The 13,870-nt window shown below is 46.0% G+C and carries 13 protein-coding genes, 1 pseudogene and 1 riboswitch; of the genes and pseudogenes, 4 read left to right on the top strand and 10 right to left on the bottom strand.

Translation table 11 applies throughout. The annotated features are described in order from the left end of the window. Nucleotides 1–122: 122 nt before the first annotated feature. From MTN95_RS18755 to MTN95_RS18740, 4 genes are all read right to left on the bottom strand, one after another. Nucleotides 123–482: a YdbC family protein gene (locus MTN95_RS18755; protein ID WP_105991477.1), complete on the bottom strand. Its 360-nt coding sequence runs from the start codon at nt 480–482 to the stop codon at nt 123–125. Beyond that, nucleotides 476–817, bottom strand: a complete 342-nt coding sequence (locus MTN95_RS18750) for a cupin domain-containing protein (RefSeq protein WP_095714113.1) — start codon at nt 815–817, stop codon at nt 476–478. The genes MTN95_RS18755 and MTN95_RS18750 overlap by 7 nt, the downstream gene beginning before the upstream one ends. A gap of 146 nt (nt 818–963) precedes the next feature. After that, nucleotides 964–1,335, bottom strand: a complete 372-nt coding sequence (gene gsiB, locus MTN95_RS18745) for a glucose starvation-inducible protein GsiB (RefSeq protein ID WP_010333086.1) — start codon at nt 1,333–1,335, stop codon at nt 964–966. Between the two features lie 129 nt (nt 1,336–1,464). Beyond that, nucleotides 1,465–2,283 carry an EcsC family protein gene (locus tag MTN95_RS18740; protein ID WP_105955174.1) on the bottom strand — a complete coding sequence of 273 codons (819 nt, stop codon included), beginning with the start codon at nt 2,281–2,283 and terminating at the stop codon, nt 1,465–1,467. A 117-nt stretch (nt 2,284–2,400) separates the two neighbouring features. Here MTN95_RS18740 and MTN95_RS18735 point away from each other — a divergent pair, with 117 nt between their 5' ends. The 4 genes from MTN95_RS18735 to MTN95_RS18720 all read left to right on the top strand — a co-directional run bounded on the left by MTN95_RS18735 (nt 2,401) and on the right by MTN95_RS18720 (nt 5,073). Next, entirely contained in the window at nt 2,401–2,853 is a 453-nt protein-coding gene (locus tag MTN95_RS18735; RefSeq protein ID WP_227598978.1) for a DUF2188 domain-containing protein, read from the top strand. A 77-nt stretch (nt 2,854–2,930) separates the two neighbouring features. Next, a complete protein-coding gene (locus MTN95_RS18730; protein WP_105955231.1) occupies nt 2,931–3,188 on the top strand; it encodes a GlsB/YeaQ/YmgE family stress response membrane protein in 258 nt (85 codons plus the stop codon). 231 nt (nt 3,189–3,419) lie between these two features. Then, nucleotides 3,420–4,697 (top strand): Nramp family divalent metal transporter, encoded by a 1,278-nt coding sequence (locus MTN95_RS18725; protein ID WP_049809886.1) that lies wholly within the window; start codon nt 3,420–3,422, stop codon nt 4,695–4,697. Between the two features lie 106 nt (nt 4,698–4,803). Continuing rightward, nucleotides 4,804–5,073 (top strand): hypothetical protein, encoded by a 270-nt coding sequence (locus MTN95_RS18720; protein ID WP_010333081.1) that lies wholly within the window; start codon nt 4,804–4,806, stop codon nt 5,071–5,073. Between the two features lie 243 nt (nt 5,074–5,316). Here MTN95_RS18720 and MTN95_RS18715 read toward each other — a convergent pair whose 3' ends face one another. The 6 genes and pseudogenes from MTN95_RS18715 to MTN95_RS18690 all read right to left on the bottom strand — a co-directional run. Continuing rightward, on the bottom strand, nt 5,317–7,041 hold the full coding sequence (locus MTN95_RS18715) for a pyruvate oxidase (protein WP_248339672.1): 1,725 nt from the start codon (nt 7,039–7,041) through the stop codon (nt 5,317–5,319). 63 nt (nt 7,042–7,104) lie between these two features. After that, a complete protein-coding gene (locus MTN95_RS18710) occupies nt 7,105–7,557 on the bottom strand; it encodes an NUDIX hydrolase (RefSeq protein ID WP_202853099.1) in 453 nt (150 codons plus the stop codon). Between the two features lie 57 nt (nt 7,558–7,614). Continuing rightward, complete coding sequence (kimA, locus tag MTN95_RS18705) at nt 7,615–9,438, bottom strand: potassium transporter KimA (RefSeq protein ID WP_227598982.1); 1,824 nt, start codon at nt 9,436–9,438, stop codon at nt 7,615–7,617. Nucleotides 9,439–9,627: 189 nt separating this feature from the next. Continuing rightward, nucleotides 9,628–9,772: riboswitch (cyclic di-AMP (ydaO/yuaA leader) on the bottom strand. Nucleotides 9,773–9,909: 137 nt separating this feature from the next. Next, nucleotides 9,910–12,021 (bottom strand): cellulose biosynthesis cyclic di-GMP-binding regulatory protein BcsB, encoded by a 2,112-nt coding sequence (locus MTN95_RS18700; RefSeq protein WP_248339670.1) that lies wholly within the window; start codon nt 12,019–12,021, stop codon nt 9,910–9,912. 5 nt (nt 12,022–12,026) lie between these two features. Continuing rightward, a complete protein-coding gene (locus tag MTN95_RS18695) occupies nt 12,027–13,289 on the bottom strand; it encodes a glycosyltransferase family 2 protein (RefSeq protein WP_248339669.1) in 1,263 nt (420 codons plus the stop codon). Continuing rightward, nucleotides 13,282–13,612, bottom strand: a pseudogene (locus MTN95_RS18690) (DUF2334 domain-containing protein); the annotation flags it as partial. The pseudogene MTN95_RS18690 and the gene MTN95_RS18695, both read right to left, overlap by 8 nt. Nucleotides 13,613–13,870 lie beyond the last annotated feature (258 nt).

Raw genomic sequence — 13,870 nt, 5'->3', positions numbered from 1 at the left:
CACAAACTTTAGGAATCATTCTCCCTGATTCTCCATTGAATGCCAATTCCTTGATTGTCATTCAGGCAAAAGAACAGGAAATACCATTGTTATGATGATCGATAAAATCAGTACCTGCTATACTAAGCTTTTGCCACAGTCCATCCAGGCTCGTATTCGATGTCCCTCCTGTCAAATAAACAAACGGCCTCCTCTGCATCCACCTGAGACAGCGTCACTTCAATAGAGAGAATCGTGCCCTTTTGCTCGATTTCTTTATAGATGATGTCGTGTTCGTTCTCCATAAAATGATCATAAGCTTCTCTGCTCTCCCAAACGCCGATGATCTCTGCGGTGAGCAGACCGTCTGCTGTTTTCCGCCATCCGCCGGCCTGTTTGATGAAGCCTTTTACATGTGATAATGCTCCCCACTGTGACTGCGCCTTCGAAAATGCTTCAGCGTTTGCCGCGTCCACCCCACATACAATCTTTTTGATCAGCATTTTGATTCCTCTGTTATGACCGTTTCCGCATGAATGTGCTCGACGCAGAGATTCACGGTCCTGACGTAAGAGCGTGTGCGGTGTATGGTGCCTTTTGGGACAAGCAGACTGTCATTCGCTTTTAACACCGCGGTTTCTTGATCCTTAAAATCAATAAGCAGCTCTCCCTCAAGAACGATAAATAATTCATCTGAGTCAGGGTGATGGTGCCAGTCGTATTCTCCTGTAAACACAGCGAGCCGTACACAATGGTCATTAACCTCTGAAATGGAGAAATTAGCGTGTTTTTCTTTGACTTCATTTGCAATGGCCAGCAGGTTTTGCATCTCAGGCATAAGTGAAAACTCCTTTTTCACCTATTTTACCGCAGAAGCGTCATTGGGAAGGTATATTTTTTTCCATTTCATCATAAAAAGCGATCCAGCTGCTGCGCCGGATCGCTTTTTATCTACAGGTTGTCTGCCTTTTATGCTTTACTTAGTTAGTCGTTGTCGCGGGCATTTCCGCCTTTTGAGCCGATTTCTTGATAGAATTCCTTATCATGATTTTTGCTTGTCGCTTCTCCGCCTTTACGGCCGATTTCTTGATAGAATTCTTTATCATGATTTTCGCTAGTGGCTTCTCCGCCTTTTTCACCGATTTCTTGATAGAACTCTTTGTCATGGTTCTTGCTAGTGGCTTCTCCGCCTTTTTCGCCGATTTCCTGATAGAATTCTTTGTCATGGTTTTTGCTAGTGGCTTCTCCGCCTTTTTGACCAATCTCTTGATAGAATTCTTTATCATGGTTTTTGCTAGTCGTTTCTCCGCCTTTTCTACCTGCTTCTTCTCTACTCATTTTGTTATCTTGTGCCATTTTGAATTCCTCCTTTAATTGGTGTTGGTTGTTGTATTCCCGCTGTCATTTCTTTTAAACAAACAAAACACATTGAGTGTGTTTTAAATGAAAAAAGCAGACGGAATGCGGTGCCCGTCTGCTTTTCTTCTATTCATGATTCTGTTCTGTTTCTATGAGCCGCTCAAGGATGCGCCGCTTTTTATAAAGCATCATGCCTGTTTCGGTAATGTCATTTAAGGTCGAGCGATTAGCCGCCGCGCCAAAGACCATTCCCGCGACCGGCACCATTTGAAAAAGCTTTTTCCAGCCAAAGGTGTCACGGTAGCCTAAAACCACTTCCCTCCAGCCTTGGATTTGGGAAGCGACATTCTTATATGTACGGTCCTGATCATAATCTTTTATTTCTTTCAGAATGGATTTTTTACCGACAACATCTGCTGAAGTAAGCTGCAGACATTTTACGATAAAGACCCGCTCTTTTTTCTCCTTTGGATCATAGCCATAGGCCACTGCGATATCCTGCAGTGTTTTTAATGATAAACCGAGCACAGCCGGAATGTCTGCCGCCAGTGTAAATACGCCGCCCACACCCGTGGTCGCTCCCTGAACGGTTGCAGCGTTGATTCGGTTTTTGCCCATCGCTTCAGCAACATCATCCATAACAGCCAGAGGCGCTTTTTGTACGTCCTCCAGTGATTCAAAGGTTTGCTCGGGCAGTTTCTTTTGAAACGTTTTGATAATCTGTTTTTCCGATGTCAGGTACTGTCCTCCAGTTTGAACAAAGCTGCCCACCTCATCCAAAAGCTTGCCGATCTTTTTCTGGATGAATTCCGGCGTCAGCTTGTCCAGCAGCTGAAACGGGAGACGGCTGAGTTTTTCCCAAAACCAGACTTTTTGCTGCTCCTTTTCCCATTTCTCTATTTCTTTTAATTGCTGATGTAAGTCTTCTTTTTGTTCTGTTGTCACCCAACTCGCACTTCCCTTCCGTTTTTCTACTATATAGTATACCTTCATTTTTCTCTAAAACGTTTTTATTTTTCACCTGCGGGTACCATTTTTATAAAAGCAGAAGGAGTGATGGATATGCCTTGGTCTATGAAGGATTACCCCGCTTCACTGAAAAATCTCGAGAAGCCTGTGAAGAAAAAGGCGATTGAAATTGCGAATGCCATGATTGATGAAGGCTATGAGGACGGACGCGCCATTCCGATTGCGACGAGCAAAGCAAAGGAATGGGCGGAAAACGCCTCAAAAAAGGAAATTGACGACTTTCTCAAACATGATGATGAAACAGAACGCGATGAGGAGGCAAATGATGACGCCAGACCTGAGCTAATGAATAAAGCGGAGCATGTCATCAAACATAAAAGTGGCTGGGCCGTCAAAGCTGAGGATGCCAAACGTGTATCTGAAATCAAGGATACGAAAAAGGAAGCGATTGAACGGGCGAAGGAAATTGCGGAACATAAAGACACAGAAGTCATTGTTCATTTGGCTGACGGCAGTGTGCAGAGAAAGATAAAAACAGGATCATAAGCGGATATGCTTTTGTACGTTTCGGGACTGGCTGGAGCGGTTATTGATTTATAAATCATTCAGGAGAGGTGAATATGATGCTTAGCTTTTTGGTTTCATTAGTTGTTGCTATCGTAATTGGACTAATCGGAAGCGCCATTGTCGGAAATCGCATGCCGGGAGGAATTTTCGGTTCGATGATTGCAGGGCTGATCGGCGCATGGATCGGGCACGGCCTATTCGGAACTTGGGGACCGAGCCTCGCAGGCTTTGCCATTATTCCGGCAATTATCGGGGCAGTGATCTTCGTATTCTTATTGAGCCTCGTATTCCGCGGACTGCGCAAAGAAGCCTAGATTTTAGATGATTCAGGAGGCATCGTTTCATACAGAAACGATGTCTTTTTATGTATGGACCTTATCAAATGCCCTACATATCATGTTACATAACAGGGAAAAATTTGAGAGTGATTTTTGACCATCATTGGTTGACAAGAAATCAGGATGGTCATATGATGTAGATAAAATAATTTGGTTTAAGGAAACTCTTTGTTGTATGGCAAAAACAATTAGAATTCAGGTGAATACATGATGAATAAGGACATCACAGCACAATCTCCCCGTTCCAAAGCAGTCCAAGATGCGCTTGACGGGAAAAGCAGAGGATTCAGAGGACTGCTGCCTTTTTTAGGCCCGGCGTTTATTGCAGCCATTGCCTATATCGATCCCGGTAACTTCGCAACAAATATATCAGCTGGATCTAAATATGGATATATGCTGCTATGGGTGATTTTATTTTCTAATATCATGGCGCTCTTGATCCAATCACTCTCCGCCAAACTCGGTATCGCGACCGGCAAAAACCTGCCTGAGGTCGCTCGTGAGGAATTTCCTAAGCCCGTCTCTATCGGCTTATGGATTCAAGGCGAGCTCGTCATTATCGCGACTGATCTGGCGGAATTTATCGGAGCGGCATTGGGACTGTATTTGCTGTTCGGCATCCCGATGCTCGAAGCGTCTATTATTGCGGCGATCGGCTCTTTCGCGATTTTGGAGCTTCAGCGCCGCGGTTATCGCTCACTTGAAGCCGGTATTGCCGGCATGCTGTTTGTAGTGGTCATCGCCTTTGCGCTGCAGACCTTTTTTGCAAAGCCAGATGCCGTCTCAGTGATGAAAGGACTTTTCGTTCCGACATTTCATGGCACCGACAGCGTTCTTCTTGCAGCAGGTATTCTCGGCGCAACCGTTATGCCGCACGCCATTTATTTACACTCTGCCCTCACACAGCGGCGGGTGGTCGGCAAAACAGATGCTGAACGGAAGAAAATCTTCAGATTCGAATTTATTGATATTTTAATAGCGATGCTGATTGCAGGGGCTATTAATGCGAGTATGCTGATTGTGGCTGCCGCATTATTCTTCAAAAACGGGCTGTTTGTCGAGGACCTTGATGTCGCGTTTCAGCAGTTCGGTCATCTTGTCAGTCCTGTTTCAGCCGCGTTATTCGGAATCGGCCTGCTGGTTGCGGGCCTGTCCAGCTCGTCTGTCGGAACACTTTCAGGCGATGTGATTATGCAGGGATTTATCAACTACCGCATCCCGCTGTATGTACGGCGGTTCATCACCATCATTCCGCCGATCTTGATCATCGCATCAGGAGTCAATCCGACGTCGGCTCTTGTGCTGAGCCAGGTGGTTCTTTCCTTCGGCATTGCCTTTGCTTTAATCCCGCTTATTATGTTCACAAGCAATAAGCGGATTATGGGTTCGCTGATCAATGCCAAATGGGTAACAGTGGTTTCCTGGCTGATCGCTGTGCTGATTGTTGCTTTGAATGTGTTTTTGATCGTCGATACGTTCCGTTAGAAAAAACCGGCTGAAAGAGCCGGTTTTTTATTTTGTCTTAAAAGCTCATTGATATCATTTTTTACAGAAATTTGTTATGATAGAAGAAAAAATCGGAGTTTTGATAATGTCAGTATTTATTCTGTTTTATTTATGGATTGTCCCTATTGTTATCGGAATTTTATGTTCTGTTATCGCTTATAAATCAACAGGTAAAAAAATGCGAATCGCGCCCGGCATCGCCATGGTGGTGCTCAGTATCATTTCCTTGATTACGGCTTTTACGGCTGGAGGCGCTAATTTTCACGTGTTTATCGGCGGAATGTTTTTATTCGGCACTTTATTAGTTGGTTCTGCTTTTCCTTTCTTTTTCGGACTTTCGAAAAAAGGGAAATAAGCTTATAAAGACATTCTAGATTTGATACGAATAAACAGATGAAACAGACAAGGACAAATGCGCTGATCTTTCTGCTTTGAAAGAAGATGCATTTGTCCTTGTGTCCGTTTTGGGCACGGCGAAAATCATGACAGGCTGCATAGATCATTCCTGCTGATCCCAACGAGTCATTTTAAACAACCGATTTTATGCCTCCCCCTCCGTAAAATCAAAAAACAGGAGCCTTCACAGGCCCCTATTTTTTTAGAATAACCGTTTTAAGCTTTGTTTCAATGACGGCATTTCAATTTTTTGGTTTTCGAAGAAGTTTTTCAGCATATATTTGCTGAAGCCTTTTGCCTGTCCATGGGTGATTTTGCCGGGCAGCGGCGGTTCGTTTCCGATCATGACGTCGACAACGACCGGCTGATCGGAGTGAAGCGCCTCATGGAAAGCCGGTGCAAGTTCTTCCGCTCTCGTCACCTTGATGCCTTTTGCTCCGCAGCTTTCTGCAAATGCGGCATAGTCGACATTCTGAAGTTTTGTGACATAGTCGATGTTCCCTTTGACCTGCTGTTCATATTCAATCATGCCGAGATTTTCATTGTTTAAAATGACAACAGTAATCGGGAGCTTATATTTGACTGCGGTCGGGAGATCCTGCATGACCATGGAAAAGCCCCCGTCACCGCAGACTGCGATGGCTTGGCGCTCCGGTTCAGACAAGCTCGCCGCTATAGCTCCCGGCAGGCCGCAGCCCATTGTCGCAAGCCAGCTGGAAACGATGAAATCCTGGTTGACGTTCATTTTGAAATGCCGCGCCATCCAGACGGTGACAGTGCCGACATCTACAGACAGCACCGCGTCTTCCGCTGCTGCCTCCTGAAGACGTGCGATGACCTGCTGAGGTTTAAGCGGTGTTGCCGCCTCAGTTTCATCTTTTTCGATTTCGTTCCACCAATGCTGCATATGTTCAGTGCAGGCATTCAGGAATCTTCTGTCTTCCTTCCGTTCAATATACTCCGTCAATTCGCGCAGACCGAGAGCCGAGTCACAGACAAGCCCCGCTGTTACCGGATAGCGTTTGCCGATTTTCGCCGGGTCTGAATCAAGCTGGATTGCCGGTGTGTCTTCCGGCAAGTAATCACGATACGGGAACGAGGTGCCAAGCATAATTAACAAATCGCATTCTTCCATTGCCTCATAGGCCGGCTTTGTCCCAATCTGTCCAAGGTTGCCGAGAAAGTGCGGGTGTTTATCGGGAACGACGCCTTTTGCCGGAAGCGTGACGACGATCGGCGCCGCTGCTTTATCCGCAAATTCCAGCAACTCCCGCTCCGCCTTTTTCATTCCCTGTCCCGCCAAAATGATCGGCTTTTTCGCATTGTTAATGTATTGCGCGCATGTCACGAGCTGTTCTTTTTTCGGTTCAAGATTTCCTTCAATATATACCGGTGATGTGTAAACGGGTTCCCGTTTGATTTTCTCCGCAAACAAATCATCTGACACGCTTAATACCGCAACGCCTTTTTTGCTGTAGGCGGTGCGGATCGCCTGATTCAACAGATCCGGCAGTGATTCCGCACTATGTACCTCCCTGTTGAACACTGCCACGTCTTCAAACATTTGCTCAAGCTTAATTTCCTGAAAGTAGTCCCGTCCGACTTCGCCTGAAGAAACCTGGCCTGCAATCGCAAGCACAGGAGCGCCGTCCGCTTTTGCATCGTATAAACCGTTCAATAAGTGCACCGCACCCGGACCTGCAATTGACAGGCAGACACCGATCTTGCCGGTGAGTTTTGCCTCAGCCGCGGCTGCCAGCGCTGCCACCTCTTCATGGCGGGTTTGGATGAATTCCAATTGATTTCTGTCGTGTCTCAGTTCCTCAATAAATTCGTTAATGCTGTCTCCGGGGATGCCGTAAACATGATCAACTCCCCATTGTTCAAGCAGTTCTGTCATTGCTTGTCCTGCTGTTTTGTGTGCCATGCCGTATCCTCCTTTTTCCTTTTTTCAATACCACAGGGGGAGCCGTTTAAAACCCGGAGGCAACTATCGCTTGCTGTATTTCCTTCTGAACAGGTCTAGGGCCGCCAAAAAGCTCTTGTCCTTGACGGTAATCCGGATGCCCGCAGCGCCGTTTAGAAAATCTCTGATTTGCATTTTCCGATTTGGCACCACCAAAAGCGGCAATCGCTCCGGCGAAAACCACTTCAGCCCGGCCGTTTCCATGCCGTTTTCTATCGCTTGTCCGCCTGTTATGTTCCCTGCAAACACATGCTGTTCGTCTTGAAACTTAGGTCTTAGATAGACACCCAATTCCCCGGAAAGCTCTATCAGATATCCCGTTTCTTCCATTACCTCCCGGACCGCCGCTGCCTCCGGGGTTTCTCCTGATTCAACCCGTCCGCCCGGCAAATCCCATAAAGGAACGTCTTTTCGTTTGACCAGCAGAATCTGCCGTTTTGTGTTTGTCACTATGACAAATGCCCCTTCCGTATACATCGCCATTTCCCCTTTATTTGAAAAAAGACCAAGGAGATGTCCCTTGGTCTTAGCTGCTTACTTTTTAAAATGATACGGCAATGTGGCAACGATTATGTCCTTCTTCCAGAACAGCCGGACTCTGAGCAGGAAGGCTGACTGGTTGTGCAGAATGGTGTGCCAGCGTTTTTTTGTGATAAATTGCGGGAACAGCACCATGACAGAAAACTGTTTCTTCTTCGCTTTTGCTTCAACAGTTTCCAAAAACTTATCAAACGGATGGACCAGGCTTCTGTACGAAGAGTGAAGCGTGACGAGACGCACTCCATTATTCAGCTCTTCCCAGCGTTTTTCCACTTTCTTTTCCTGTTCTCTGTCAAACGACACGTGAACGGCAATGACCTGATCTGACAGTGATTTCGCATATTGAATGGATTTTTGCACAACGGTTGTGACGCCGGCTACAGGCACAATTACGACCGTACCTTTGATTTCTTCCGGCTGTTTGTTTACGATGCGAAGCTGTTCACCGACAGCCGTATAGTGATTTTTAATCGCAAAAAACAAAAAAACGACGATAGGCATAAAGATTAAAACAGGCCATACGACATTAAACTTCGTGACAAACAGGATGGACAGAACCATAAACGATATCAATGCGCCGCAGGCGTTGATCAGCATTTTCCCAATCCAGCCTTTTGGTTTTTGTTTGATCCATTTGATGCACATCCCTGTTTGTGAAAGGGTAAATGGAATAAACACACCGACCGCGTATAGCGGGATTAAGTGCTCCGTCTGCCCTCCAAATAACAGAATCAGCACAATTGAGGCAACACCTAAAAAGATAATCCCGTTTGAGAAGCCTAAGCGGTCGCCTCTTACTGTAAACATGCGCGGCATGTATTGGTCTCTCGCCAAGTTGAAGGCAAGCTGCGGGAAAGCTGAAAAGCCCGTATTCGCCGCAAGGACCAAAATTAACGATGTCACACCCTGAATGACATAGTAAAACACATTTCTGCCGAAGGTATCCGACGCGATTTGTGAAATGACCGTTTCATTCGGTTTCGGAGCCGTCCCGTAACCGTATGCAAGTACCGTAATGCCGGCAAACAGAACCGCAAGCAAGATCCCCATCATAGCCAACGTTCTCGCCGCGTTTCGCGCAGGCGGGTTTTTGAAGGCTGGAATCGCGTTGGAGATCGCTTCAACTCCGGTGAGCGCGGAGCAGCCGGATGAAAAAGCCTTAAGCAGCAAAAACAGCGTAATGCCGGCTACCGGTGTGCCGATCGGTGTATGATGGACTGGCTGATCAATTTGTCCTGTCACAAGCTTAAAAAGACCGACGGCAATCAGGATGAAAAGCGCCGCCACAAACAGATAGACCGGGTAAGCAAGAATCGATGCTGATTCTGACAGCCCCCGCAGATTTAAAATCATAATCACTAAAACAAGTAAAACAGCAATCGGTATATGATAATCATGCAGTGCCGGGAACGCCGACGTGATGGCGTCCGTCCCTGCGGAAATACTTACTGCTACAGTTAATATATAATCGACAAGCAATGAACCGCCTGCAATCAGCCCGGGCTTTTCGCCGAGGTTTTCTTTTGATACAACATACGCCCCGCCGCCCTGCGGATAAGCGTAAATAATTTGCCTGTATGAGAGAATCAGCGCGAGCAGCAAAATGAGTACGCCGACCGCTATCGGAATGGAATACCAAAATGCAGCAGCGCTTACCGCCGCCAATATGATAAGAATTTGTTCCGTTCCGTAAGCGACAGATGATAAAGCATCTGAGGAAAGCATAGCAAGCGCCTTTAATTTCGTCAGTTTTTGTTCCCCTGCTGCTTGTGATTTTAACGGTTTCCCAATCAAAAAACGTTTGATTGAATGATACATCGATGTCTTCCCCTTTTAATTTCATTTTTCATTAAAACAATAAAACATCCGCATCTGCTCTCACATTTTGTAATAGTCCTTTCTGCTATGATGTCTCTGTATGCGATTTACATCCTGAAAATTGAACAGCAAAAAACACAGAGGCAAACGGATGCCCCTGTGCCTTAACATCGAACACAGGTTTCATTCATCTCCTCTCATGAACGCTTACGAGGTTAGCTGACGGATTCGGGCATATGAGAGTTTGCCCTACCTAAAAAGGATTCACCCCGAGCGGCAAAATGCCGCCAAAATGGGTCCCCCGCTCTGTTTACAGATTAAGCGATTTGTTTTCTAAAAGAGATCATACTCCCGTTTACGTATGTTGTAAAGAGGCTTATCGGCCGGGAGAAAAAAATAAAATGACAGGTTCCACAAATGGAAATTTTAGACCAAAAAAACAAAAAACAGAGGCTGATATCAGCCTCTGTCTTATTCTCTGTCTGTCTTTCTCTTTCTTCGTCTAACGGTTACCCAAATGAAGGCTGCCGCAATTACCATCATGAGAGCCAGCACGCCGATATACAGCAGTTTTTGCCCATGATCTTGTGCTGTTTTTTCTGTTTCAGAACTGTTTGTTTCCGATTTGAGCTGCTGGTGGTTTGTAAACACCTGCTGGCTGTTTGTTTCATTGATGACGGTCGCCGTGTCATCATTGCTGTTCAAAAAGCTGATGATTTCTTTTGTGACGGCCGCGCCATTTCCTTTCAGCGGCGTAAAAACAGCCATTGTATAATTTGAATCCCATAAAGACGCTTGGGTAAATGCCACTTGTTTCGTCGTCTCGTTCAGCATTTCAAAGCCCGACACGTCAAACGAGCCGTTTTTCGCTTGAGGCACGAGCAGATCAGAAGATTTCTCTTTCAAAAGAGAGAACTGGCTGATGCCGCCGATGAAAATTAAGTTCCGGCCTTTCGCGTCCTCCGCTTTGACTTCAGATGCTTTCCTTACTGTGAAAGATTGCTGGGCTTCGGTTCCAAAGGAATCAGTAACGAGAGAAAGCTCCTTAAGCTTGGATTTGCTCACACTGTCAGGAAGCACAATCAGCGTTGCCTGTTCCTGATTTCCGGCGTATGGAAGCGGCCATTCTTGAAAATCGGCTGACGGAGATGTGCCTTTGATCGTGTAAGACAATGTGCTGCTTTTATCAATGAAGACCCATTTCTCTTCGTCCGTTGTGTTGCAAGGGTTGTTTTCCTTTAAGCCCGTGGTGATAAACTGTATATCAATGTAGCGGTTTTTCTGCAGCAGCGCAGGATCTACTTTCAGCGTGACATGATAGTATCCGTTTTTATCTTCTTTTCCTAATTCATCAAGGCGGACTGAATGCGGCTGCCCGTTAATGAGGACCTTCAGCTCTGCTGCTTGAGAGGCTGAACCGCTTTCTGCCGCGGCTGCTTGAATCGTTTCCGATTTCTTTAGTTTAAGCGACAGCTTGGCTGATTGATTTTGGTCTATCACCGCAGAAGCCGGATAAAAATAATGTGCTGAAGATGTTTTGTCAGCTCCGATTGTCATATCTTCTGCCCCGAATTTCTCAAGGGTCAGCTTATTGCTTTCCTGCTTTTCAGCCTTCTGAAGCTTGCCAATTGAAAGTGTTTCCCCGCTTAGCTGGCCTGTGTAAGTCTGATCGGCGATGACGCTGATTTTTTCTGAGAGCACATCATCAGATGCCGCTTGTGCAAACAGAACCGGCTGCTGCTTGCCCTGTGCTTTCAGCACGCGCTCCGCAAGCAGAAGTTTTTCTCCTTTTGCCTGTAAGCCGGCTTGTTTGATCAGCTTTTTCACCTTGCCGTTCCAATGCTTGTCCACACCGATGAAAATGGTCGGCTTGTCGATTTGCTTCACTTCAGATTCCTTCACAAACGCAATGCTGACACTGCTGTCCGCCGTTTTCAGGTAGCCTTCTGTTTTGACAGCCGCTTCAATTTCTGCCGAACTCGGGTTATCCGGAATGACAATCGCAGTCTCTTCCGCTGTATTTCCCGATTGGGCAAATGGGTATGGGTAATGTTCAAGTGATGTTCCCTTCGCTTCGCTGCTGTCCGCCAGTGTCAGGCGGCTGTCCGGATAAATTTTGATCCAGTTGCCGGACGTATCCTGTCTGACGCAGACGCCCTCTTTCATGACGCCGTAAAATTTCAGTGATACGCTGTGATAGCCTGGGGCGGACTGGCTTTTGTTCAAGTTCAGCTTCAGTGTTTTCCGTTTTGAATCGCCGTTTAGCTTTAACGTTTTTACCGGTTCATTGTCAATTACAGCCGTTAACGATGAAGGAGAAATTAAAAGATCTGATGCCTCATATTCAATCACCAATTGCTGGCTGCCGGAAGAGGCGCCTGCCGGAATTTGATACGTCAGTTCCGCGCTGTCTTTTGATCCGTACAATGTCATAAGATCGTTTGTCAGCACCTGCTGTTTGGCTTGTTCACGGCTGCTTTTGCCCAGAAGCGAGCCATCGACCTGCATCTCTTGAGCGAAGGCCTCTTGTCCAGTCGCTGCCAGCAGCAGGAAGCTTGTAAGAAAAATAAGTAGTTGTTTCAAAAAGGTCACCCGCTTTTATGTTGATTGTATCGTTCTGTTTTGTACCATTTGACCTCTTGCTTGAATAAACGGTGCTTGATTTCTACGAATAAAGAATAGATCACGAGCACAATCCATGCCTGCGAGTACGTAAAGTACATAAGAAATACGATAAAGAAGTTTTGCCTGTTCATTTCTGTTTTTTCGATGCTTAACGTAATCATGACCTCCGTCATAAATAAGAAAAACGCCAAAATCCAAAGGATCATTGCCAAAAACCCGACTGACAAATGCAAATCAAAAAACAGATTGACCACAAATATCGTGTTTGACATGATCACGCCAAAGAAAAACAGGAAATACGTAAAGAAAAAGTAAAACAAATCAAAGATAATCCGTTTTCGTTTCAGTTTGAAAAACTGCGCCAAAAACTTCAGGACGACATATTGGTTGCCGCGCGCCCATCTCGTCCGCTGGCGCCACCACACCTTCCACGTTTCCGGCTCCTGCTCCCAAGTAATAGCTGCCGGGAAAAAGCGGATGTGATAGCCGAGGTTATACACCCGGATGGTCAGCTCGGTATCTTCAGCCAGCGCTTTATCATCCCAGCCCCCGAGCTTTTCAATAATGCTTCTGCGGATCGCGAAATTGGTTCCGGGAATGGTAGCGATTTTGAACCACTTCCATCTGCCTCCCTGCGCCATCCACTGAAAACAGATCGTTTCAATATTGATAAACTTCGTCAGCAGCGTTTTTGCCGCATTGATGACGCGGAATTTCCCTACCACTGCGCCTGCCTTCTCGTCATTCATCAGACCGAGAACAAGATAATACACGGCCATTTTTTCAGGCGTGTTGTCGGCGTCATATACACAAATGACATCGCCGTTCGATTCAGCAAAACCGGAGTTGAGCGCCGAGGATTTGCCTTTTCCGGCGTTAGGCGGTTTTGTGATCACCATTTTGATAAAATCGTATTTCTCGGAAAATTCATTGACGATATCACCCGTCCCGTCTGAAGAATTATCGTTTACCACAATAATCTCCAGCCGGTCCTTCGGATAATAAAGATTCACCATTGCTTTCAGCGTCTGCCGAATGACAACTTCTTCATTATGGGCCGGGATGAGCACACTGACCTTCGGCAGCTCCTTCATATTTTCTCTCCACTTCGGAATGTTCCGCTCGAAGGTCATGTAGTGGCGGAATCCGCCCTGCATGAGAAACATGTGATAGAGAAGCATCACCCATATTAAACTTAGCGAGATAAAGAACAGCGTATTACCCAAGGCTTCTTCTCTCCTTAAACATTCGTTTTTTCAATGTGGCTCTTAAGTAAAACGTATAGCTGACAAACATCACGACAAACAAGAGCACAACGGCGGAGAGAATCCATAACGCCTTTTCCAGCGGGGTTTGCCGATGGTGGTCGAAAAACTCGCCAATGGCACTTACATTTGTTTTTTACGTGAACCGTTCCGTCACCGCTTGTATGGATTTCCACTTTGTCCGTTTTGACAGTTTGCTGCGTTTTCTTCAAATCAAGCCATTCACTGTCCGGAATGCGTTCCATCTGATCAACGAGCTCCGGCAAACGGCAGGCTCCTTCGTATCTGCCAATCCCCCTTTGTCGCCCGAAGCGAATCAGACGCACCAATATATGACGAAATTATTACTGCCATGTTACAAATTATATTAACTATAAAAGAAAAAAACGAAGATTACTAGCTTTTTTTCCCCTTTTTGAACTTTCAAAAAACAGGACCTAAGTCCAATAAAAAACCTGTGCGATTGGGACTGACCCCATAAGATGAGACAAATAAAAAACACCTTCAAGTTTGAAAACGGATGATTGTTAGCCGAAATTAGA

The organism is Bacillus sp. 2CMS4F (assembly GCF_023161785.1).
Lineage (GTDB): Bacteria > Bacillota > Bacilli > Bacillales > Bacillaceae > Bacillus > Bacillus halotolerans.
This window is presented reverse-complemented; position numbering and strand designations above follow the sequence as displayed.

Coding starts and splice junctions, on each gene's coding strand:
- MTN95_RS18715 (WP_248339672.1), bottom strand. CDS start 7,041: ATGGCACACAAAACAGCAGGACAAGCAATGACAGAACTGCTTGAACAA.
- MTN95_RS18755 (WP_105991477.1), bottom strand. CDS start 482: ATGCTGATCAAAAAGATTGTATGTGGGGTGGACGCGGCAAACGCTGAA.
- MTN95_RS18730 (WP_105955231.1), top strand. CDS start 2,931: ATGCTTAGCTTTTTGGTTTCATTAGTTGTTGCTATCGTAATTGGACTA.
- MTN95_RS18735 (WP_227598978.1), top strand. CDS start 2,401: ATGCCTTGGTCTATGAAGGATTACCCCGCTTCACTGAAAAATCTCGAG.
- MTN95_RS18725 (WP_049809886.1), top strand. CDS start 3,420: ATGATGAATAAGGACATCACAGCACAATCTCCCCGTTCCAAAGCAGTC.
- MTN95_RS18720 (WP_010333081.1), top strand. CDS start 4,804: ATGTCAGTATTTATTCTGTTTTATTTATGGATTGTCCCTATTGTTATC.
- kimA (WP_227598982.1), bottom strand. CDS start 9,438: ATGTATCATTCAATCAAACGTTTTTTGATTGGGAAACCGTTAAAATCA.
- gsiB (WP_010333086.1), bottom strand. CDS start 1,335: ATGGCACAAGATAACAAAATGAGTAGAGAAGAAGCAGGTAGAAAAGGC.
- MTN95_RS18710 (WP_202853099.1), bottom strand. CDS start 7,557: ATGTATACGGAAGGGGCATTTGTCATAGTGACAAACACAAAACGGCAG.
- MTN95_RS18750 (WP_095714113.1), bottom strand. CDS start 817: ATGCCTGAGATGCAAAACCTGCTGGCCATTGCAAATGAAGTCAAAGAA.